This window comes from Croceicoccus gelatinilyticus, assembly GCF_018398395.1.
Taxonomy (GTDB): Bacteria; Pseudomonadota; Alphaproteobacteria; order Sphingomonadales; family Sphingomonadaceae; genus Croceicoccus; species Croceicoccus gelatinilyticus.
Map to the genome: position 1 here is coordinate 95,722 of NZ_JAHCBF010000004.1, position 21,049 is coordinate 116,770.

Genomic DNA, 21,049 nt, shown 5'->3' on the forward strand with positions numbered 1-21,049 from the left:
AACGGCGCGCCCCTCTCCCTTTGGGCGCGCCGTTCGAAACCCTTACTCCGCGCGCATCGGCCAAGCCGTCATCAGGCGGATCGTCTTGAACTTCCACTTGCCGTCCACGCGGACATATTCGTCGTCATAGCGCCCGATCAGCAGCATCGGATTGTCATGCCCCCCGCGCGTCGTGATGGGCGAGCCTTCTCCCTGCCGCGTCACGAAATCGAGCAGGAGGCAGTGCCCCGTCGCCGTATCCGGCCCGGTCAGTTCGATCGAGTGGTTGCCGATGAAATGCACCGTGTCGAGCGGGGCATTGCAGTGCGCCCAGGTCGCGCGGAACAGCTCCAGCACTGCCTCGACCCCCGTGATCGCGCCGCCGAAGGCGACCGGATAATGGCACACGATGTCGTCGACGAAATTGGCGCGCACCGCGGCCTCGTCGATCGTGTCGAAGGCAGTCGAATAATCGCAGCGCAACTGGCGGATTTCTTCGCGCGCGATCAGGTCTTCAAGGGTCATCACTCTCTCCACTGTCGTGTTTTCACGGGATTTCGGGCGCACGCAAGGCAACGTGCAAGGACCGGTCAGGCCGACGCGATCCGGTTCAGCTTCTTCTGGATGCCGGCCAGCTTGGCGAGGTAGTCCTCGCGCTGTTCCTCGCGCAGCATGAGCATCGCGCTGCGCAGGAAGCAGGCATGCAGTTCCAGCTTGCATTCCTCGCTGGAAGACTGCCCCAGCACCCAGCGGCGATAGACGAGGAATTCGTGCATGACGTGATCGCGCGCGACGCGTTCGACGTCGAGTTCGTCGCGAACATGGCCTGCCTCGCGCTGCAACGCGTACCAACCCATAAATCGGGAATAGGCAACGCTGGTCAGTTCGCGGACCTCCAGCTGGCGCTGCTCGGTCTCGAACACGAAGCCGACGACGACACGGGCGTAGAGCGTGTCGCGCTCCATTTCGCTGACCATCCAGTCGAGCTCTGAGAAAACCACCGGCAACGTATAGGTCTGTCCGCGCCCCGCGATATGTTCGCGCACTTCCTTCATGCGGTCGACGACGGTTGCGGAAATCACGCCGTCCTTGTCACCGAACAGCCGGTAGATCGTGCGCTGCGCAACCCCTGCCTCGTCCGACAGCCTGCGGATAGTCAGCGCGGCGACTCCGCCCTCGCCCAGGATGCGGTGTGCGGTGTCGACAATGCGCGTGCGGCGCTCCCGCATGGCCGGAGAGGTATAGCGACGGCGAGCGGGCTTCACTTTTTCGCCCCGAGTCTCCTGCACTGCAACATCGCCTGTCGGCACGATCGTCATTCCCCGTTTCACGACGTTTCTACTCCCAATCGGGGTAGCCAGGCAAATCGGCATCATCACTACCTTTCGCCGGTGCGGCATAAACCAAACATACATGATTGTATTTTTATCTTCACAAAAATGATCACATGCGTTCATTTATTGGACAGGCGAACAACGCCGCACTGATTCGAGCTGCCAGCGACAGACATGGTGGCCGGAATGGGAGAGGGTTTGATGATCGGTAAGACACAGGCGAATTGCGCCCTAAAACTGCTCGTGACGGGACTTCTGACCACCACAAGCAGCCAGGTAATGGCCCAGACGGCCGCAACCCAGGACACTACGGACAACGAACGACCACAGGTCCAGCAGGCACCCTCGCGCGATGCAGGGCTAGAGGAAATCATCGTCACCGCCCGCCGCGTGACGGAATCGCTGCAGGATACGCCCGTCGCGGTGACCGCGTTCACGTCGGCGGCGATCGACGACAAGTTCGCGACCGACATTCGCGGCCTTGCAGGCGACGTGCCCAACGTTGTCATCACCAACGTGCCGGGCTTCAACGCAGCCTCGATCGGTATTCGCGGCCAGTCCACTGGCGACATCATCCTGACGTTCGAACCGGCAGTCGCCGTTGTCGTCGACGACTTCGTCCTCGCCCACGTGCAGACGCAGCTTTTCGACCTGTTCGACATCGACCGGATCGAAGTCCTGCGCGGTCCGCAGGGCACGCTGTTCGGCAAGAACACCGTTGGCGGCGTGGTCAACGTCATCACGAAAAAGCCTGAACCGGGTTTCAGCGGCGAAGTCCGCCTCGGTTATTCCAGCTTCAACACCAAGGACGTGAAGCTCGCGCTCAACATCCCGCTGGCGGACAATCTCTATTTCCGCACCGCAGGCTCGTTTCAGGAAAGCGACGGCTTCTACCGCCTGACCAAGAACAACGATGTCGATGGCATTCAGGGCGTGGCCGGCAACGGCCAGCGCTGGGGCGGATCGCGTTACTTCAGCAACCGCGCGAAGCTGCTGTGGGAACCCGGCCCGACCAGCGAGGTCATGCTGACTTACGAAATGCTGCGCGACCGCGGGGATTCACCGCCGTCGGTGAATGAAACGCCCGAAGGCTTCCTTTTCGACGTCGTCGGCTTCCCCGGCATCCAGACGACCGGTGCCAGCCCCTATGATACCGGCACGACGCTTTGCGAAGGTTCGGCAACCGCAGACGACTGCCCCGGCACGCTCAGCGGACACAAAGTCGATGTCGACGGCGTATTCCTGCGCGGCGAACACGGCTTTGACGCGGGCACCGTCACTGTCGTCGGTGGCTGGCGCCGGGTAAAATCGGTTCTGCCATCGGACTACACGGGCGAGAACGCATACCTGTTCGTGTCCACACGCGACGACGTACGCGAACAGTACAGCGTCGAGGCGCGGTTCTCGTCCGACTTTTCGGACGTATTCAAGTTTACCGCTGGCGGCATGTACTGGGGCCAGACGCTGGACGCGAACGCGACCAGCTTCCTCGGCTTCCTCCGCTTCCTCGGCAGCCCCGGATCGCTATCCGATCCGAACCTGTCGACGGCTGACTACAAGGTCGATTCCTACGCCGTATTCGGCGAGGCGGAATACCAGGTCGCCGATCCGCTCGCAGTGTTCTTCGGCGCGCGTTACACCAAGGAAGAGAAGTCTTTCTCGGTCCAGCCGCAGGTGCCGCGTTCTGTCGTCGAAACCGGTTTCTGGCCGCAGTACAGCGACAGTGCGAAGTTCGACCGCCCGACCATTCGCGCCGGTTACCGCTGGGACATCGCGCCGGGGATCAACAACTACTTCACTTACAGCCAGGGTTATAAATCCGGCGGCTACAACGAACAGGCGATGTCGGCCACGTCCGCCCTGCCGTTCGAGGAAGAAACCGCAGACAGCTTCGAACTGGGCCTTAAGACCGAGACGGCAGATCGCCGCCTGCGCGTCAATGTCGCGGGCTTCTACGTGAAGTACAACGACCTGCAGCGCGATGCGGTGGTGCCCTTCATTGATCCGATCACGGGTCTGCCGGGTCAGGAAACGAAGACCACGAACGCCGGCAAGGCCGAAGTCTATGGCCTTGAAGTCGAAGTCTCGGCAGCGCCAGTCGCAGGGCTCACGCTGGGTGCTGGCATGGGCTGGCAGAAGGCGAAGTACCTGGAGTTCTTCACCGACATCGATGGCGATGGCGTCAACGACGACGCCTCGTTCCTCGACCTTCGCAATGCCCCCGAACTGACGATCAGTGGCAATGTCCGGTACGAATTCCCGCCGACGGACTGGGGCATGGTCGCTGTCACGGCGGACGTGAATTACCAGTCGGAATACGAATCCGTCACGCTCAACGCCGACTACACGCAGGGCGAGGCCCGCACGCTTGTCGGCACCAGCGTGTCATGGACCGATCCGTCGGAAATGTACCGTGTCGCGATCTTCGGGCGGAACCTGCTGGACGAGAACTACCGCGTCAGCGCGAACTCAGTCGCGGGTCTGTTCAACTTCACCAACTACGCCCCGCCGCGCTCGTTCGGCATTGAGGGTTCGGCGAAGTTCTGATCGATGGCGCAGGGGCACTCTCCTTCCTCGCGCGCTGCCGGTACTCTCCCGGAACGGTCCCGTCGGCCGTTCCGGGAGGGCTCGGCCGCGTCACGAAAGGCTGTGCGCCCGCCCCACGCCCGCAGGCACCAGATCGAAGGCAAAGCTGATCCGCTCCTCCTCGCCGCCAAAAGGCAGCGTCGCGTGCCAGAGGTACGAGGGGAAGAGGATCATGCGCCCCGTTCGCGGAGTGAAGACCTGCAAGGGTTCTGCATCTCCGCCCAGTTCATCGGGCAGGACGCCGATGCCGAAAGCGCCCTCGCGCTCGTTATCGGGATTGCCAGTGAAGTCGGGGTAGTAGACCCCCGACAGCCAGTTCGGCGCGTGGATATGCGCGCCCACTTCTCCGCCGGGACGCAGGATCGTGCCCCAGAGCGTGAGGGACCAGTTTTCAGGCAGAGCGCGCAGGAACGGGTGGTTACCGCCAAGGCCGCGCATCCTGTCCACTTCCGCCGCCAGCCGCTCTCGCGCCAGATGGCCCAGCGTGGCGAGCGCGGGGGTCTGCGCGGTAGCGAGATCGTCGCTCTGCCGACCCTGCCGCGTGACGAGGCCTTCTGGCTCCTCGGTCAGCGAGGGATGCCCCTGAAGTTCTGCCACCAGAGCGGCGTTGAAATCCGCCATCGTGGCGAAACCGGAGACGGCATCGATGTCGTGCACGGTCACGAAATGCTCGACACCCATGAGCTGGCCTTGCGCGCCATGCTCACCCATCCGGCCCAGCGCGACCGTCGCCATGGCGAGCGGAGTTGTGACCGAGGGCGAGGTGGCAAGCATCCTCTCGCAGACGGCCAGTGCATCGCGCGGCCTGTCGGCGCGGATCAGGTTGCGAGCCAAGTTGATGCCCAGCGCATGGTTCGGGGCATTCGGATCGAACCCGCCGCGCAGTGCCTCGGCGGCCCCCGCGAAATCTCCCGCCTTTTCCTTGAGCAGGCCAAGCTGGTTCGCGGCGCGCATGTTCGGACCGGCGGCAAGCACTTCTTCCAGCACCCGCATGGCCCCGGCGCTATCGCCGGACCGCGCCAATGCGTCGGCCATGTTGATCCGCGCCTCGGCCATTGCAGGCCGCGCGGAGATCGCACTGCGATAGTACTCGACCGCCTCACCGAAGCGGCCTGCGCGGGCGAGCGCGATGCCGCGGTTGTTGCAGAAATCGGCATGGGCGGGATCGTCGACGCCCGCCGGATCGAGCCTAGCCAAAGCCTCTTCGTTCCGGCCAGCGGCCAGCAGGCACGAACCCATGTTGGCGACCGTCGCCGCGTGACGCGGGCGCAAGTCCAGCGCGGTCTCGAACGCGGCGAGAGCTTCGTCGAACCGGCCCAGTCCCTTGAGCGCAACGGCATGGTTCTGGTGCCGCGAGGGATTGCCCACATCGGCATCACGCGCGGCGGCGAAGAGGCGAACCGCCTCGTCCCCGCGCCCCGTTCGCTGCGCCACCAGCGCCGCGACGGTCAGCGCGTCGGGATCGTCTGGCGCCTCACTCAACAGACGCTCGACCAGCGGGGCCGCATCGCCCGGCCTCGGCCCCTGGGCGAGGCCTGCTGCCTCGGCCAGCAAGTTACCGTCCATTTCGAAAGGCCCCTCTCATGATCGCAGTCATCATGCATTTTCGCACGAAGCCGGACAAGACGGAGCGGTTCGTCGAACTGGCTACCCAGCTTCAGGCCGACGTGCGCGCGAACGAGCCCGACACGCTGCATTTCCAGATCCTGCGCTCGCCCGAAGATCCGCACGTCTTCGCCTTCTACGAAACGTTCCGCGACCGCGCGGCGCAGAAAGCCCACGCCCATCAGCCCTATCACGTCGCCATGGCCGACGAGGGTTGGTCCTGCATCGACGGTGAAGTCGATATCCGCAGCTTCGACCTGCTGGGCGAACCACACGTAACGGGAGTCCACGCATGATTTCATCGCTTGAAGGACGGGTCGCACTCGTCACCGGTTGCACTGGCGGGATCGGCCGCTCGATCTGCCAGGCATTGGCCGAAGTGGGGGCCACCGTCGTCGGCGCGGATCTTCCCGCCGACGGCGGTGACTGGGCCGACGGCATCGCAAAGTCCGACTACATCCAGTTGAACGTGACTGACGAGGACTCGTGGGCCAACGCGATCGCCCATGTCGAGGAAAAGCACGGAAGGCTCGACACGCTGGTTCACGTGGCCGGCATCGTCGTGGTCGACAAGCTGGAAACCACCTCGCTCGCCGACTGGCGCAAGCAGATGGCGGTCAATGTCGACGGCGTATTCCTTGGCTCGAAAGCCGCGGTGCAGATCATGAACCGCACAGGGCAGGACCTGCCGCACGGCGCCTCGATGATCGTGATCTCGTCTGTCGCGGGCCTTGTCGGATCGCCGCTCCACACCGGGTACTGTGCATCAAAAGCAGCAGTGAACATGTTCGCCAAGGCCGCCGCGCTCGAATTCTCGGCGCTGGGCTACAAAGTGCGGTTCAATTCGATCCATCCCAGCGGCGTGAAGACCGGCATGGTCGATCACATCTTCCAGCGCTTCGTCGACTGCGGCTTTGCCGAAACGGTCGAACAGGTCGCCGAAGGCATGGCGCCCGCACATCCCATCGGCCGCATGGCCGACCCCATCGACATCGCCAAGGCCGTCCGTTTCCTCGCATCCGACGAGGCCGGATACATGCACGGATCCTCACTGGTCGTGGATGGCGGTTTTACGGCACAATGAGCGCACAAAAAGACACCCAAGGAGAGCAGCAATGACCGAACACAACCCCGGCAAGCTTGGCGACCTGATCGTCAACATCAACGACTGCAACGAAGTGGAACTGGGCACCGGCACCACGATCCGTCTCCTTCGCTACAGCGAGGAAACGGGCGACTGGGTGCTCTGGGTCAAGATGGAGCCCGGCGCGACTTTCGCCCCGCACTGGCACCTTGGCCACGGCCAGTACTTCGTCACCAAGGGCGAGCTGATCTACGACGTCGGTTCCGCCCCCGAAGGCACCTACGGCTACGAACCGATCGGCTCGCGCCACAACGAGGCCCGCTGCGAGCAGGTGACCGAATACCTGTTCATGGGCCACGGCGCGGTCGCCTTCCTCGATGACGACGGCGAGATCCGCTTCATCCTCAACCACGAATTCCTGCGCGACGTTGCCAAGGGCGATGTCGTCTCAAACGTGGCGAACGAGGGGCTTGAGGAGGCAGCCGAATGACCGAGCCGAGCAACCCTCGGGCGGAGCGGCTGCGGCGCATGATGGGCGAGGAGGGTTACGACGCGGTCGTGCTCTCCCACCCGCACGACGTGCGCTATGCGGTCGGCTACCACTCGATCCTCGAACGCTGGGGCCAGATGGAAGCGATGGCAGCGGCTATCGTCTATGCCGATCCGGCCAAGCCCCTCACCCTCGTCATTCCCGAAGCGAACCTCGGCCTTGTCGCGGTGCTGAACCAGGACGGTCCGGCCTGCACCTTTGCTGAAATCCGCACGTTCGAGATGCTGAACTTCTGCGAGGTCAGCCGCTATCTCGACCCCGACCGCGATGCGGGCCAGCTGGGCGAGGACGCGATGGCGATGGCAGGTCTCATCAAGGGATCGTGCCAGCCGGACATCGCCGCCGCCGTCTCATCCGCGCTGGCCGACAACGGCATGGCGGGCAAGCGCATCGGGTTCGACGAGCACCGCATGTCGGCCCGCATTTCCGATCACGTCCCGCACGAATATTCCGACGTTCTGGATTTCATGATGCGCGTGCGCGTGGTGAAGACGGATGGAGAGCTCGAACGCTATCGCAAGGTCGGCAAGCTGGCCGACCGGATCATCGATTTCGCCGGAAGCGTCCTTTACGAAGGCGCGGACTGGAACGACGTGCAGGCCAGGATCTGCGACTTCATGGTCCGCAACGAAGTCATCCCCGTCGACGAAGGCGCAATGCTGTTCGGCGGTGCCTACGAACAGGACGAGTTCATCCCCGACCTGTTCCGCACGCGCGGAAACCGTTCGCTGCGCAAGGGCGACATCGTGATCCTGGAAACGCAGGGCATTCACGACAGCTTCTGGGTCGACATCAACCGCACTGCCGTGATCGGTCCGCCAAGCGCGGAATACCAGCGCCAGCACGACGTGCTGCGCGATGCTTTCGTCAAGATGGTGGACCAGCTTCGCCCGGGCATGAGCACCGCCGACCTGCCCGCCATCGGGTACGAACATCTCAAGGCCAATGGCGTCGCCACGCCCGAAAAGCTGCTGGTGGTCGCGCACGGCATCGGGCTCATGCCACTCGAAATCCCGCTGCCTTACCCGGCTGCCGGTCTTGCCGGCGTGAAGGAAGGCTTTGTGCTTGAAGAGGGCATGCTGCTCTCGCTCGACAGCCTCTACTTCGGCGCGAAAGTCGGGCCCTGCCACATGGAGAACGTCTACGCGATCACCTCGGGCGCGCCCGAACCGATGTACGACGCCCCGCTCGAACTGATCGTCGCGCCGCTGGCCGCCGAGACAGAGCCTGCGGAATAAGAACAAGAGGACGAGAGAGATGACCAGTACAGGCGAAAACGATCCGCGCCTCGAAAAATACCGGCGCATGCAACGCATCCGCCAGTTCGAGGCGAAGGCGGAAAAGATCCACGCCGACGGCGAGATCCCCGGCGCGCTGCACACTTACGCAGGGATGGAAGCATCGGGCGTCGGTTCGTGCATGGCGCTGCGCGACGACGACTACATGGTCGGCACGCACCGCAGCCACGGCCACCCCATCGCCAAGGGCGCAAAGCTGCGTCCGCTGATGGCCGAACTGCTCGGCAAGAAAACCGGCGTGTGCAGCGGCAAGGGCGGTTCGATGCACTTGTCCGACTTCTCGATGGGCAGTCTTGGCGAAACCTCGATCGTCGGATCGGGCGGGCCGGTCACCGCAGGCGCGGCACTGGGCGCGAAGCTGCAGGGGCTGGACCGCGTGGCGCTCTGCTTCTTCGGTGACGGGGCCAGCAGCGAAGGCGCGATCCACGAAGGCATGAACCTTGCCGCCGTCTGGTCGCTGCCCGCGATCTTCGTTTGCGAGAACAACCGCTTCGGCATGTCCACGCCCACCAGCGACGCGGTCGCGGGTGAGAACGTCGCAGACCGTGCCCACGGCTATGGCATCCCCGGCGTGATCGTGGATGGGCAGGACGTCGACGCGGTCGAGGCCGCGGTTCGCGAAGCGGTGGACCGCGCGCGGGCTGGCAAGGGTCCGACCCTGATCGAGACCAAGACCTACCGCTATGGCGACCACGCCGTGAACATGGGCCGCGAGCTTACCCCGCGCGGGCCCGAGCATGACGACTGGGTCAAGCGCGATCCGATCACGATCTACCGCCAGCGGCTGATCGAGGCGGGCGTTGCCGAGGCCGATCTCGATGCCATCGACACTGCCGTGGCCGACGAGGTCGCAGACGCACTGCAGTTCGCGCGCGACAGCGAATACCCCGTCTTCGAGGAAGCTTTCGACGACGTCTTCGTCGACCGCCTGCCCATCCCCGCCGAAGTCCAGGCCCACGCCTGAGGAGGACCAGACAATGGCAAGAATAACGTTTCTAGAAGCGATCATGCAGGCGCAGCAGGAAGAGATGCAGCGCGACGACAAGGTCTTCATCATGGGTGAGGACGTGCGGTGCAACGTTTTCGGCACCACCACCGGTTTCGTAGACGCCTTCGGCGCGGAGCGCGTGCGCGACACGCCGATTTCCGAAAACGGCTTCATCGGGGCCGCGGGCGGTGCGGCGATGGTGGGAATGCGTCCCATCGTCGATGCGACGATTTCGTCCTTCCTGTTTCCGGCGATGGACCAGATCTGTTCGATCATCGCGAAGTCGCGTTACATCTATGGCGGTCAGGCCAAGCTCCCGCTCGTGATCCGGTCGTGCCTGTTTTACGGCAATTCCAATGCCGCACAGCATTCGGACCGGCCCTATCCGATGTTCATGAACATGCCGGGCCTGAAGATCATCGCCCCGTCGTGCGCCAGCGACATGAAGGGCCTGCTGAAAGCCGCCGTGCGCAGCGACGATCCCGTGCTCAGCTTCGAGGATTCGACCTGCTGGATGGCCAAGGACGAAGTGCCCGAGGGAGAGCATGTCATCCCGCTGGGCAAGGGCGACATCAAGCGCGAGGGCAGCGACGTAACGATCATCGGCATCGCAGGCGGCGTGAACGTAGCGCTGAAAGCTGCGAGGGCGCTGGAGCAGGAAGGCATTTCCGCCGAAGTCATCGACCCGCGCACGCTGGTTCCGCTGGACCGCGAGCTGATCCTGCAGTCGGTGCGCAAGACCGGCCGCGCGATCTGCGTCGACCCGGCCCACATGACCTGCAGCGCGGCAAGCGAGATTTCGGCCACGATCGTAGAGAACGCCTTCGACGCACTGCGCGCGCCGGTCCTGCGGGTCACCACGCCCGATACGCACCTGCCTTTCAGTCCGCACATCGAAAAACCGCTCTACCCGTCTGTAGAACGCATCGTCGACGCGGCCCGCAAGGTCGTGGGCACCCGACAGACCCAACCCGCCTGAGCCGGAAAGGAACACCATGGCTGAATTCACGGTAGTCCTGCCCCAGTACGGAATGGGGATGCAGGACGGCGAAATCGTCAAGTGGCTGAAACAGCCGGGGGACAGGGTCGCTGAAGGGGAAAACCTGGTCGAGGTCGAAGCGGCCAAGACCACGGTCGAAGTCCCTTCCCCCGTCTCCGGAACGGTGCTGCGCATCATCGCCGAAGAAGGCGAGACGGTCGACGTACGCGCGCCGATCATGGTCATCGAGACCGAGTAAGGACCGGTGGGACAAGCGGAAAGCGTGGGCGGGGCCGAGCGGCGCCCGCCCCTGTGGTCGCGCCTCGTCGCGGCGGTGTTCCTCGGCCTTGTCGGGCTTGCCCTGCTGGGCGGAGGGGCGTGGCTGATCTCGCTTGGCGGGTCGGCCTATTACGCGCTTGCCGGCGCGGCCTGTCTTGTGTCCGCTTTTCTCGTCTGGCGCGGCGATCATCGCGCCTTGCCTGTCTATGCCGCGCTGCTTGCCGGAACGCTCGTCTGGGCGGTGTGGGAAGTAGGGCTGACCTTCTGGCAACTCGTCCCGCGCCTGGCAGGGCCGGTGGTCATCGGGGCGATCCTTGCCCTGCCCTTCGTTCAGCGCGCGCTGGTGCGAAAGGGCCCGATAGTGGCGCGCCTTCTGCCTGCGGTTGCGACAGGGGCGGCGGTAGCTGTCATGGCGGTCGCGTTCTTCCAGGTGCGCGCATACGACGTCGCGCCGGGGGCCAGCCGCATTGCCGCAGCCGTCGCCGATGACGGGCCTACCGACTGGACCGCCTACGGCAGCAATGCGGCGGGTCTGCGTTATTCGGGTGCCGACCAGATCACCCCCGCCAACGTTGCCGGCCTGACACCGGCATGGTCGTTCAAGACCGGCGATACCAATGCCAAGCGGCCCGAGATCGGCGCGCCGATTTCGTTCATGGCGACACCGCTGATGGTGGACGACACGGTCTTCCTGTGCTCGCCGACCGGCAAGGTCTTCGCGCTCGACGCCGATACGGGCAAGGCCATCTGGACGCGCGATCCGCGCACCGATGTCGGCAATGCGCAGATGCTGAATTGCCGCGGCGTGTCCTATCATGCGGATGCCGCAGCCAACGGCATCTGCGCTGCCCGCGTGATCTCGATGACGGTCGACGGACGCCTGCTGGCAAGCGATGCGAAAACCGGCACCCCCTGCCCCGACTTCGGCAAGGCCGGCAGCATCGACCTGACCGAGGGTCTGGGTTCGGTCGATCCGCTGCGAACCTATACCTCGTCCCCGCCTGCGATCGTCGGCGATGTCGCGATCCTCGGCTCCTACGTGCGCGACAACTATACGAACGACGATCCCTCGGGCGTCGTGCGCGCCTACGACGTGAAGAGCGGCAAGATGCTCTGGGGATGGGACAGCGGCAGGCCTGACGATGCGCCGCAGCCCGGCCCCGGCGAAGAGTGGACCCGCGCCTCGCCCAATGCGTGGAGCGTGTTCAGCGCCGATCCGGACCTCGGCCTTGTCTATCTGCCCACCGGCAATGCCACGCCCGACCATGTCGGCACGCACCGTTCCGAAGAGCTGGAGCGCTATGCCAGTTCGGTCGTCGCGCTCGACGTTGCGACCGGCAAAGTGCGCTGGAGCTTCCAGACCGTGCATCACGATATCTGGGACTACGATGTTCCGGCCCAGCCGGTGCTTTTCGACTATCCCTCGGCGAAGGGCCCCGTTCCCGCACTGGCCGCACCAACCAAGCAGGGCGAGATCTTCATCCTCGACCGCCGCACCGGCAAGCCGCTCGTGCCGGTCGAGGAAAGACCTGTCCCGCAAGGCAATCTACCGGGCGAACGCTATTCCCCGACGCAGCCGTTCAACGCGAACTTCGCCTCTTTCACGCCGCCGGACCTTACCGAGGCGTCGATGTGGGGCACGACGCCGCTCGACCAGCTTTATTGTCGCATCCGGTTCCGCTCGCTCGATTATGAGGGGCTGTATACGCCGCCGTCGGAGCGCGGGATGATCGAGTATCCCGGCACTTTCGGCACGCTCAACTGGGGTAGTGTCAGCATCGATCCTGCGCGCGGGCTAATGCTCGTGAACTCGGCGGCGATCCCGCAGGAAGTCCTGCTTTTCCCGCACGACGGCGATGCCGACACGCCCGAGGAAGCGAGCAGTTCGCACGCGCCGGGCTATCTGCCGCAGATCGGCACGAACTACGGTGTCAGCCTCTGGCCGATGCTCTCGCCGCTTGGCATTCCGTGCACTTCGCCGCCGTGGGGGCACCTGTCCGCCGTCGACCTCAAGACCGGCAAGCTTGCGTGGAAACGCACCATCGGCACAAGCGAGGATGTCGCGCCGCTAGGCATCAGGATCCCCGGCGCCTTCAACCTCGGCGGATCGGTGACGACGGCATCGGGCCTGACGTTCATCGGCGCGACAATCGACGATTACCTGCGCGCCTTCGATACCGAGACCGGCGAGGAGCTATGGAAGGGCCGCCTGCCCGCAGGCGGTCAGGCGACGCCGATCACCTACCGTTCGAAAAAGACGGGGCGGCAGTACGTGGTGATCGCGGCCGGCGGGCACATGTACATGGGCACCACGCCGGGCGACCATGTCGTCGCCTTCGCGCTTCCGGAAGGCGACGACTGAGCGGGCGAACGGGTCAGAGCGACTTGCGCTTTGTCTTGCCGTCCCAGTTGCGAACCTCGCCGCGGATCATGTCGAAGGCTTCGAACATCGCGTCGTAGGGCTGGATGATCTCGACGATCGGGCTCAGCCCCGGCTTGGCGGTGTCGAGATAGGCAAAGCGCGATAGCGGAAGCTTGCCTTCGAGCAGGACCGGGACGCCCCGCGCCCGCGCATCGGCCATCACCGCGTCGTAGTCTTCGACGAACGTGCCGAAGTGGTGGATGCCGCTCTGCCCCGATTCGAGGAATTCGCGATAGGTGGAATCGGCTGATCCGGGCTGGATCAGTTCGATCATCGTGTCGCCGCTGTAGGATACGCCCACGCCTGCAAAGACAGGGTAATCGTTGGGCACCTTCTCCTCGCGCACGGCCAGTTCCTCGAACGGCAGGGGAATCGGGAATTCGAAGAAAGGTCCCACGCCCATCTTCGTCGTCCAGTGCTCGATCGCTGCGTCGAGGTCGGGCACGACATAGGCTACCTGGAACGTTGTGCCATAGATCTTGCTCATCTTCGTCTCTCCCGTGCTGCGCCCTGTCGTGTGCATGACGCTTGTCACTTGCAAAACAATCATGACTGTTTTTTAATGACAGTCCAGCCCCCGTGGAGTCGGCCATGAAAACAAGCCGCACGCGGGACCGGTCCCGGATCGGATTTCCGGGAAAAATCCCAGTGGAGAGGGATGCCTGATGAAGCTCGATTTCGAAGACTGGAATATCCACGTCGGCACGCCGCACCCGTTCAACAACCGTGCGCCCACGATCGACAATGGCACCGGCCGCCCCGACCCGCGCCGCTATCACGACCGCGAATTCATGCGCGAGGAATGGGAGAAGGTATTCTGCAAGTCGTGGCTGCTTGCTGGCCACATTTCCGACATTCCGGAGGCTGGCGACTTCTTCAAGTTCGACATCGGCCCCGAAAGCTTCATCGTCGTGCGCGGCGAGGATGGCGGGGTTAACGCGCACTACAACGTGTGCCCGCACCGCGGCAGCCAGCTGGTTACGACCGATTTCGGTTCGGTGGACCAGTTCACTTGCCCGTTCCATTCGTGGAAGTTCGACCTTGAAGGCAAGAACGTCGCCGTCACCGATGAAGAAACGTTCCGCCCCGAAGTGCTTTGCCATGGGCACGACCTGTCGTCTGTCCGTTGCGAAGTGGCGTGCGGACTGGTCTTCATCTCGATGGATCCGGATATCGAGCCGTTGAAGGAGTGGCTCGCGCCGATCCTGCCGCAGCTTGAACTCTACGACATGGACAAGATGTACGTCGTCCAGCATCGCCGTTCCGACTGGGGCGCGAACTGGAAGGGCGGCGTCGACGCCTTTGCCGAAATCTATCACCTGCACGCCGTGCACCCGCAGACGCAGTGCCTGATGGACGATCGCACCCAGATCGACCTGTGGCCGGGCGGCCTTTCGCGCCAGTTCGTGCCGTTCGCGCAGCCTGCCGAACGCTATCACGATCAGGAAACGGTAAACCCGGGCATCCAGCTCATGCTGCGCGATGCGGGCATCGATCCGGAAACCTACGAAGGCACTGCCGCCGAAACGCGCGAAGCCGTGCAGAAGGCCAAGCGCAAGCGGTCCGACGAACTCGGCCTCGGCTATGAAAAGTTCAGCGACAGCCAGCTTTCGGATTCGGTCGTCTATTCGCTGTTCCCGAATGCGCAGATCGGCTGCCACCCCGAGGCGATCTTCCTGCACCGGTTCATGCCGCACGAAAGAGACCCGAACCAGTTCACGTACGACACCTGCATCCTCTATCGCCACGTCGACGCACCCGGTTATTGCGCGCCTGCGTGGATGGGTCTGGGCGAGGAAACCGACCTGTCGGGCAAGACGCGTCCCGAAATCGTGCACACCGGCCTTGGCGAACCGCCGGGTCTTGGCGAAGTGCTCGACCAGGATTCCGATCTTCTGCCGATCGTGCAGCAAGGCGCGAAGTCGCGGGGCTTCCGTGGTCCGTTGTGGAGCGAGCAGGAAGGACGCCTGCGGCATTTCCACGGCGAGCTCGATCGCCGCATGGCGAAGGGCTCGTGAACTACGATCCGCGCAGCTGGGCGGTCCACAAGGGGTCAGACCACCCCTTCGACCAGCCGGCCCCCGCCATCGACAACGGGGCCGAGCGGCTTGATCCTGCGCGCTATACCTCGAAGGCCTTCTTCGAGGAGGAGTGGGAGAAGGTCTTTACCAAGACCTGGCTGCTCGCCGCGCCGGCCAGCGATCTTCAGGAACCGGGCGACTGGGTGAAGGTCGACATCGGGCGCGAAAGCTTCATCGTCGTTCGCGGCGAGAATGGCGCGGTGCACGCACACTACAACGTGTGCCCGCATCGCGGCAGCCGGCTGGTCACAACCGACATGGGCAGCCAGGACAGCTTCACCTGCCCGTTCCATTCGTGGCGCTTTGGCATCGACGGCAAGAACGAGAAGATCACCGACGAGGAGACCTTCCGCGCCGAAGTGCTGTGCCACGGCACCGACCTTACCTCGGTCCGCGCCGAGGAAGCGGTGGGCCTCGTCTTCATCTCGATGAGTGACGACGTTGTGCCGCTGCAGGAATTACTCGCCCCGATCCTCGACATGCTGGAGACCTATCGCATCGACCTGATGCACGTCGTGCAGCATCGCCGGTCGGACTGGGCGGCGAACTGGAAGGGCGGGATCGATGCTTTTTATGAAAGCTATCATCTCCACGCGATCCATCCGCAAACGATGGGCGTGATCGACGATCGCACGCATATCGATCTGTTCCCGAATGCCCTGTCGCGCCAGTTCGTGCCGATGGCGCAGCCCAATTCCCACTTCCCCGATCAGGAGGGCATCAATCCGGGCATCGCCATGCTGCTCGCCGATGCAGGCGTCGATCCGGAAACCTTCGACGGGACCGCAATGGAGAGCCGCGCTGCCGTGGCGCAGGCCAAGCGGGACCGAGCGGAAAGGATCGGCCTCGACTATTCGCACTTCTCGGACGCGCAGCTGACCGATGCGACGATCTTCGGGATCTTCCCGAACATCCAGATCGGCTGTCACCCCGAGGCGGTGTTCCTGCACCGCTTCAACCCGCACGAGAGCGATCCCGAGCAGTTCACGTACGAAACGACGATCATGTACCGCCATGTCGATGCGCCCGGATATGGCGCGCCGGGCTGGATGGGGCTTGGCGACGATGTCGACGTGACCGGCGCGACGCGGCCCGAGGTCGTGCACACCGGCCTAGGCGAACCGCCGGGCATGGGCGAAGTGCTGGATCAGGATTCCGACCTGCTGCCGATCGTGCAGAAGGGCGCAAGGTCACGCGGGTTCAAGGGCCCGCTGTGGTGCGAACAGGAAGCGCGCCTGCGCCACTTCCACACCGAACTGGATCGCTGGCTCGACAAGTAGAGAGCCGGCCAAATAGCCACCTCCCTGGCCCTGCCTCCCCGTCGGAGGCAGGGCACTTTTTTGGGAGGCTAAAGTTTAGAAGGGCCGGATCGTCACGCCATTGTCGATGACAAGTTCGGCACCGTTCACGAAGCGGGATTCATCGCTGGCGAGGTAAAGGACCAACGCGGCAACGTCCTTCGGCGCGCCGGGCGTTCCGGGCGGCAGGACGCCTTCGGCCACGGGCTTGGCATCGCGGCCTTCCGCGGTTTGCACCATCGGGGTTTCGATCGCGCCGGGGTGAACCGAATTGCAGCGGATCTTGTAGCCCTTTTCCTGGCACATCACCGCGACCGACTTGGTCATCGAACGCACCGCGCCCTTGGCGGCGGAATAGGCGAAGAAGATCGGATAGCCGAGCAGCGCGCCGGTCGAGCTCATATTGATGATCGAGCCGCCATCATTCTCGTTCATCAGCGGAATCGCGTACTTCATGCCGAGGAAGACCCCGTCGGTCATGATCGCGTTGACCCAGCGGAATTTCTCGAGGCTCGTATCCTCGACATCGGCGTTGAGCACGACGCCCGCGTTGTTCACCAGGATGTCGAGCCTGCCGAACTTCGCCTTGATCTCGGCCATGACCGACTGCCAATGCTCCTCGCTCGACACGTCGAGCGCCAGTGCAATCGCGCCGCCTCCGATGCGGTCAGCAACGTCCTGCGCGGTTTCCTGCTTCACGTCGGTGACGACCACGGTCGCCCCTTCGGCGGCCAGCGCCTCGCTGTCGGCAGCGCCAAGCCCCGAACCGCCACCCGTGACGAGCGCAACCTTGCCTTCTACGCGGCCCATAATCCTCTCCTCTTCATGATGATCCGCGTTTTTCCGCGGTTATTCGAAAGCGGGCAGGCTCAGGCGGCCCCGTCCTCGCTGAAATAGTCGGGCATCCCGGCCGGCCAGACGACTCCCCACTGGGCCTGTCCACCGTCGAGGATGATGAGGTCCCCGTTGATGAACCGCGCCGCGGGCGATGCGAGGTAGGCGATCATTTCCGCCACGTCCCACGCGTTGCCGCGTTCCTTCATCGGGTTCGCCTTGTGGAAGCGGGCCAGCGCCTCTTCGGGATACATGCGGAAACCCTCGGTCTCGATCACGCCGGGGCCAATGCAGTTCACGCGGATGTTCCACTGCGACCACTCGGTCGCCAGCGTCTTCGACAGGTAGATCACGCCCGCGCGCGCCGCACAGGTGTGCGCCGCCTGCGGCATGCCGCGTTCGACATTGGCGACGATGTTCACGATGTTGCCGGGCTTGCCATCCTCGCGCCAGCGCTTGGCCGCTTCCTGCATCATCCACCAGGTCCCGTTGAGGTTGGTGTCGATGACGGCCAGCCAGCCCTTGCGCGAAAAGTCGATCGCGTCCTGCGGGAACTGCCCACCCGCGTTGTTGACCAGCGTGTCGAGCCCGCCGAAGTGGTCATGGACCTTGCCAATCAGGCCTTCGACAGCCTCGGCGTCGCGTATGTTGGTGCCAAGGGCGAGAACGTCGCTCCCGATCTCGTCCTTCACGAGCTTGACCGTGGTCTCCAGCTTCTCCTCGTCGCGCCCGCAGATGGCGACTTGCGCGCCCAGCTTTGCCGCGAGGTAGGCGGTTGCCTTGCCCATGCCGCTGCCGCCGCCGGAGATCAGCACGGTCTTCCCCGCGAGCATATCCTCGCGGTAGATCGTCTGCTGCAGCTTGAGGTCTTCTTCGTCGAGGCCGCGCTTGGGCCTTTCGGATGTAACGTCTTCGGGCCGGAAGATTTTCGGCTTGTACGATCCTGCTTTCAAGGCGTGTTCCTTGCTTGTTTTATCAGGTGCCTAAAGTCGCGGCATCCATCCTTCTCCGTTGGCGACGGTAACTCCGAACCACCAAAAAGACAAACAAGATTGTTTTATTATTATGAGCCGCCGGATGGCAGGCCGCAGCGATCAGCCCATCGGCGGCATCAGCGCCCTGATCTGGTTTTCAAGGTGCGTGAGCATGGGCGGCACCTGTTCGGCCGACATGGCGCCGGTCTGAAGCTGGACCGCCATCCCTTCAAGGATCGTCTGCGACAGGCGCATGGCGAGATCGAACTCCTCAGGCGAGTTGCGCCATTCGGGAAACAGCGATTCGGCCTGCGTATTGAACCGGTCGCGGAATTCTTCCTGCAGCGGTTGCATGATACCGGCCAGATCCTTGTCCGTGCGCGCGGCAACGGCCAGTTCGTGAAAAGCGATGAACGCCGGTTTCTGGACCTGCGCCCAATACGTCTCGACCAGGTTGTCGACGTCATGCTCGGTCTCGCCCGCGGCGCGGCGGAAGGCGCGCAGGCGCTTCTCGTGCAGTTCGCGGATCGTAGCCTTGATCAGTGCAGCACCGTTTTCGAAGTGGTGCATCATCGCCCCGCGCGACAGCCCCGCCTCTTCGGCAACGCGCGGCGTCGTGGTCTTGGCATAGCCGTACTTGACGAGGCAGCGCACCGTCGCATCGATCAGGCGCTTGCGCGTCTGCGCAGCCTTGGCAGCCTGCAGCGTTCCGCCGCCTGCCTTGGCGGTCGACGTGCTGCTGTCCTTGGTGCGCGCGCGCGATGTGCTCATGCCAGTTCGATTCCAATATCTCGACGCAGGATCGTGCCCGAAACGGTCTGACAGGCAGCACTCCTGTGCAATTGGTCCTTAGGGGTAGCGATGCGGAAAACGCAAGCATCGCGCCGATCGCATCGCACAGCCGGCCCAACCGAAAAAACATTCATGCATGATTGTATTTTTCTGTTTCGCTGATAAGCTTCCCGGCAACAACCCCCCGGTGCCGCACCAAGACGGCGTGACGGGAACGTTGGGAGAGACACGATGGGCGATAGTGTGCCTGTGCTTACCATGGGCGAAATGATCCGGTCCTCGGCCGAGCGATTCGGCGAACGCGATGCGATCATCTTCCCGGATACCAGACTGAGCTATGACGAGTTGAACGCGCAGGCCCGCGCATGGGCACGCGCCCTGATCGCGCTGGGTGTTCAGCCGGGTGAGAACGTGGGCATCCTTTTGCCGACCTGCATCGATTTCATCACTGCGTTTTACGGCATCACCATGACCGGCGCGGTCGCGGTGCCGATCAACGCCCGTTATCAGGCGAGCGAGCTTGGCTATGTCACCGCCAACGCCGATCTCGTCACGATCATAACGACCGGCAAGGTCGCCGAGAATCTCGACTTCGGTGAGCGTCTGGAAGCGGCCCTCCCCTCGCTCATGTCAGCTGGCGATCCGCGCCACCTGTCGCTGGACGAAGCGCCCGTGCTGCGCAACGTGATCTGTCTCGACGATGACTGCGCACCCTACCTGCTTTCGGCAAAGGATGCGCTGGCTGGCGGCGATGTCGTTACCCCGCGCGAACTCGACAAGCGGATCGAGGATGTCGACCCGCAAGACACCTCGATGATCCTCTATACTTCGGGAACGACCGCGAACCCGAAGGGCGCGATGATCTCGCACCGCGCGCAAGTCGCGAACAGCCGCAACCTTGGTGTGCGGTACGAGTGCGGCATGGACGACAAGGTCTGGTCGCCGCTGCCGATCTTCCACATCGCGGGCATCCTGCCGATGACGATGATCCTCGACCTCGGCGGTGCCTACATGACCATTCCGAAGTTCGATGCCGGAGTCGGTCTTGAAATGCTGGGCCGCGAAGGCGCGACCATCGCCTATCCCAGCTTCGTCACGATCATGCAGGACCTGATCACGCATCCGACTTTCAAGGACACGGACCTGTCGAAGCTGCGCGTGATGAACTCGAACTTCGCAGTGCAACCCGAATGGATCAAGAACGCGGTGGCCGAAGCCATGCCGCACACGATCCAGGTGGGCACTTACGGCCTGACCGAAGGGGCCGGCACAGTTTCGACCAGTCACCTTTCCGACAGTTACGAAGTCCGCACCGGGCGCTGCGGCGTTCCGTTGGAGGAGTGGGACGTTCGCATCGTCAATCCGGAAACGGGCAACGATTGCGCCGCTGGAGAACAGGGCGAAATCGTCTTGAACGGACCCAATCGCCTGAAAGGCTATTACAACGATCCGGAAAAGACCGCAGAGGCCATTCGCGACGGCTGGTTCCATACCGGCGATATCGGTTCGATCGATGCGGACGGGAACGTCATGTTCCACGGCCGTTTGAAGGACATGCTGAAAGTCGGCGGCGAAAATGTCGCCGCAGCAGAGATCGAGGCGATGCTGCAGACCCACCCCGCGGTTAAACTGGCGCAAGTCGTCGGCCTGCCCGACGACCGCTATGTCGAAGTTCCCGCCGCTTTCGTCGAACTGGCAGAGGGGCAGAGCGCGAGCGAGGCCGAACTGATCGAACACTGCAAGGGCAAGATCAGCTCATTCAAAATCCCGCGCCATATCCGTTTCATCGAGGAGTGGCCGATGTCGACTTCGAAGATCCAGAAATTCCGTCTGCGCGAAGAGCTTGTTGAGGAGTTGCAGGCGGCCTGAAGAAACCTATATAAAAGTCAGTCATGACTGTTTTTATCTTGCGTCAGGAGCAGGGCTGCCCCTAAGGCGAGAGGTGAACGAAGGGCGAGATGCGGGG

At 63.5% G+C, this 21,049-nt stretch carries 19 protein-coding genes; 12 read left to right on the forward strand and 7 right to left on the reverse strand.

Annotated features, from left to right (window positions below; all coding sequences use genetic code 11):
* Positions 1-42 precede the first annotated feature (42 nt).
* Together KIH45_RS09860 and KIH45_RS09865 are read right to left on the reverse strand one after the other, a co-directional pair.
* The gene (locus KIH45_RS09860; RefSeq protein ID WP_213175839.1) at positions 43-504 is read right to left on the reverse strand and encodes a nuclear transport factor 2 family protein; all 462 of its coding nucleotides are present in this window, start codon (positions 502-504) and stop codon (positions 43-45) included.
* A 65-nt stretch (positions 505-569) separates the two neighbouring features.
* Positions 570-1,310, reverse strand: a complete 741-nt coding sequence (locus KIH45_RS09865) for a TetR/AcrR family transcriptional regulator (protein WP_337925451.1) — start codon at positions 1,308-1,310, stop codon at positions 570-572.
* A gap of 204 nt (positions 1,311-1,514) precedes the next feature.
* Between KIH45_RS09865 and KIH45_RS09870 the strand changes: the two genes are divergently transcribed.
* The gene (locus KIH45_RS09870; protein WP_213175840.1) at positions 1,515-3,860 is read left to right on the forward strand and encodes a TonB-dependent receptor; all 2,346 of its coding nucleotides are present in this window, start codon (positions 1,515-1,517) and stop codon (positions 3,858-3,860) included.
* 90 nt (positions 3,861-3,950) lie between these two features.
* Here the strand turns inward: KIH45_RS09870 and KIH45_RS09875 are convergent, their stop codons facing one another.
* The gene (locus KIH45_RS09875) at positions 3,951-5,465 is read right to left on the reverse strand and encodes a 2OG-Fe(II) oxygenase family protein (RefSeq protein ID WP_213175841.1); all 1,515 of its coding nucleotides are present in this window, start codon (positions 5,463-5,465) and stop codon (positions 3,951-3,953) included.
* Positions 5,466-5,482: 17 nt separating this feature from the next.
* On the opposite strand from KIH45_RS09875, the gene KIH45_RS09880 reads away from it, so the two are divergent.
* Genes KIH45_RS09880 through KIH45_RS09915 form a run of 8 tightly spaced genes read left to right on the forward strand, consistent with a single transcriptional unit; the run spans position 5,483 to position 13,044 of the window.
* Positions 5,483-5,800, forward strand: a complete 318-nt coding sequence (locus KIH45_RS09880; protein WP_213175842.1) for a putative quinol monooxygenase — start codon at positions 5,483-5,485, stop codon at positions 5,798-5,800.
* On the forward strand, positions 5,797-6,588 hold the full coding sequence (locus tag KIH45_RS09885; RefSeq protein WP_213175843.1) for an SDR family NAD(P)-dependent oxidoreductase: 792 nt from the start codon (positions 5,797-5,799) through the stop codon (positions 6,586-6,588). The genes KIH45_RS09880 and KIH45_RS09885 overlap by 4 nt, the downstream gene beginning before the upstream one ends.
* Before the next feature lie 31 nt (positions 6,589-6,619).
* Positions 6,620-7,078: a cupin domain-containing protein gene (locus tag KIH45_RS09890; RefSeq protein WP_213175844.1), complete on the forward strand. Its 459-nt coding sequence runs from the start codon at positions 6,620-6,622 to the stop codon at positions 7,076-7,078.
* Positions 7,075-8,376 carry a M24 family metallopeptidase gene (locus KIH45_RS09895; RefSeq protein ID WP_213175845.1) on the forward strand — a complete coding sequence of 434 codons (1,302 nt, stop codon included), beginning with the start codon at positions 7,075-7,077 and terminating at the stop codon, positions 8,374-8,376. Before KIH45_RS09890 ends, KIH45_RS09895 begins: the two co-directional genes overlap by 4 nt.
* Positions 8,377-8,395: 19 nt before the next feature.
* Positions 8,396-9,400: a thiamine pyrophosphate-dependent dehydrogenase E1 component subunit alpha gene (locus tag KIH45_RS09900; protein WP_213175846.1), complete on the forward strand. Its 1,005-nt coding sequence runs from the start codon at positions 8,396-8,398 to the stop codon at positions 9,398-9,400.
* Between the two features lie 13 nt (positions 9,401-9,413).
* Positions 9,414-10,403 carry an alpha-ketoacid dehydrogenase subunit beta gene (locus tag KIH45_RS09905; RefSeq protein ID WP_213175847.1) on the forward strand — a complete coding sequence of 330 codons (990 nt, stop codon included), beginning with the start codon at positions 9,414-9,416 and terminating at the stop codon, positions 10,401-10,403.
* 16 nt (positions 10,404-10,419) lie between these two features.
* Positions 10,420-10,662 carry a biotin/lipoyl-containing protein gene (locus KIH45_RS09910; RefSeq protein WP_213175848.1) on the forward strand — a complete coding sequence of 81 codons (243 nt, stop codon included), beginning with the start codon at positions 10,420-10,422 and terminating at the stop codon, positions 10,660-10,662.
* 6 nt (positions 10,663-10,668) lie between these two features.
* Complete coding sequence (locus KIH45_RS09915) at positions 10,669-13,044, forward strand: membrane-bound PQQ-dependent dehydrogenase, glucose/quinate/shikimate family (RefSeq protein WP_337925453.1); 2,376 nt, start codon at positions 10,669-10,671, stop codon at positions 13,042-13,044.
* A 13-nt stretch (positions 13,045-13,057) separates the two neighbouring features.
* Here the strand turns inward: KIH45_RS09915 and KIH45_RS09920 are convergent, their stop codons facing one another.
* Positions 13,058-13,591 carry a VOC family protein gene (locus tag KIH45_RS09920; RefSeq protein WP_213175849.1) on the reverse strand — a complete coding sequence of 178 codons (534 nt, stop codon included), beginning with the start codon at positions 13,589-13,591 and terminating at the stop codon, positions 13,058-13,060.
* 178 nt (positions 13,592-13,769) lie between these two features.
* Between KIH45_RS09920 and KIH45_RS09925 the strand changes: the two genes are divergently transcribed.
* Together KIH45_RS09925 and KIH45_RS09930 are read left to right on the forward strand one after the other, a co-directional pair.
* A complete protein-coding gene (locus tag KIH45_RS09925) occupies positions 13,770-15,122 on the forward strand; it encodes an aromatic ring-hydroxylating oxygenase subunit alpha (RefSeq protein WP_213175850.1) in 1,353 nt (450 codons plus the stop codon).
* The gene (locus tag KIH45_RS09930; protein ID WP_213175851.1) at positions 15,119-16,465 is read left to right on the forward strand and encodes an aromatic ring-hydroxylating oxygenase subunit alpha; all 1,347 of its coding nucleotides are present in this window, start codon (positions 15,119-15,121) and stop codon (positions 16,463-16,465) included. Before KIH45_RS09925 ends, KIH45_RS09930 begins: the two co-directional genes overlap by 4 nt.
* Before the next feature lie 75 nt (positions 16,466-16,540).
* On the opposite strand, the gene KIH45_RS09935 is transcribed toward KIH45_RS09930, so the two are convergent.
* The 3 genes from KIH45_RS09935 to KIH45_RS09945 form a co-directional block, all read right to left on the reverse strand.
* Complete coding sequence (locus KIH45_RS09935) at positions 16,541-17,293, reverse strand: SDR family oxidoreductase (RefSeq protein WP_213175852.1); 753 nt, start codon at positions 17,291-17,293, stop codon at positions 16,541-16,543.
* A 59-nt stretch (positions 17,294-17,352) separates the two neighbouring features.
* Positions 17,353-18,270: an SDR family oxidoreductase gene (locus KIH45_RS09940; protein WP_213175853.1), complete on the reverse strand. Its 918-nt coding sequence runs from the start codon at positions 18,268-18,270 to the stop codon at positions 17,353-17,355.
* A 141-nt stretch (positions 18,271-18,411) separates the two neighbouring features.
* The gene (locus KIH45_RS09945) at positions 18,412-19,062 is read right to left on the reverse strand and encodes a TetR/AcrR family transcriptional regulator (protein ID WP_213175854.1); all 651 of its coding nucleotides are present in this window, start codon (positions 19,060-19,062) and stop codon (positions 18,412-18,414) included.
* A 252-nt stretch (positions 19,063-19,314) separates the two neighbouring features.
* Here KIH45_RS09945 and KIH45_RS09950 point away from each other — a divergent pair, with 252 nt between their 5' ends.
* The gene (locus KIH45_RS09950; protein WP_213175855.1) at positions 19,315-20,952 is read left to right on the forward strand and encodes a class I adenylate-forming enzyme family protein; all 1,638 of its coding nucleotides are present in this window, start codon (positions 19,315-19,317) and stop codon (positions 20,950-20,952) included.
* Positions 20,953-21,049: the final 97 nt, after the last annotated feature.

Excerpts from the sequence above, each read along its gene's own strand:
- KIH45_RS09860 (WP_213175839.1), bottom strand. The coding sequence starts at position 504 with ATGACCCTTGAAGACCTGATCGCGCGCGAAGAAATCCGCCAGTTGCGC.
- KIH45_RS09870 (WP_213175840.1), top strand. The coding sequence starts at position 1,515 with ATGATCGGTAAGACACAGGCGAATTGCGCCCTAAAACTGCTCGTGACG.
- KIH45_RS09875 (WP_213175841.1), bottom strand. The coding sequence starts at position 5,465 with ATGGACGGTAACTTGCTGGCCGAGGCAGCAGGCCTCGCCCAGGGGCCG.
- KIH45_RS09880 (WP_213175842.1), top strand. The coding sequence starts at position 5,483 with ATGATCGCAGTCATCATGCATTTTCGCACGAAGCCGGACAAGACGGAG.
- KIH45_RS09885 (WP_213175843.1), top strand. The coding sequence starts at position 5,797 with ATGATTTCATCGCTTGAAGGACGGGTCGCACTCGTCACCGGTTGCACT.
- KIH45_RS09890 (WP_213175844.1), top strand. The coding sequence starts at position 6,620 with ATGACCGAACACAACCCCGGCAAGCTTGGCGACCTGATCGTCAACATC.
- KIH45_RS09895 (WP_213175845.1), top strand. The coding sequence starts at position 7,075 with ATGACCGAGCCGAGCAACCCTCGGGCGGAGCGGCTGCGGCGCATGATG.
- KIH45_RS09900 (WP_213175846.1), top strand. The coding sequence starts at position 8,396 with ATGACCAGTACAGGCGAAAACGATCCGCGCCTCGAAAAATACCGGCGC.
- KIH45_RS09905 (WP_213175847.1), top strand. The coding sequence starts at position 9,414 with ATGGCAAGAATAACGTTTCTAGAAGCGATCATGCAGGCGCAGCAGGAA.
- KIH45_RS09910 (WP_213175848.1), top strand. The coding sequence starts at position 10,420 with ATGGCTGAATTCACGGTAGTCCTGCCCCAGTACGGAATGGGGATGCAG.
- KIH45_RS09920 (WP_213175849.1), bottom strand. The coding sequence starts at position 13,591 with ATGAGCAAGATCTATGGCACAACGTTCCAGGTAGCCTATGTCGTGCCC.
- KIH45_RS09925 (WP_213175850.1), top strand. The coding sequence starts at position 13,770 with ATGAAGCTCGATTTCGAAGACTGGAATATCCACGTCGGCACGCCGCAC.
- KIH45_RS09935 (WP_213175852.1), bottom strand. The coding sequence starts at position 17,293 with ATGGGCCGCGTAGAAGGCAAGGTTGCGCTCGTCACGGGTGGCGGTTCG.
- KIH45_RS09945 (WP_213175854.1), bottom strand. The coding sequence starts at position 19,062 with ATGAGCACATCGCGCGCGCGCACCAAGGACAGCAGCACGTCGACCGCC.
- KIH45_RS09950 (WP_213175855.1), top strand. The coding sequence starts at position 19,315 with ATGGGCGATAGTGTGCCTGTGCTTACCATGGGCGAAATGATCCGGTCC.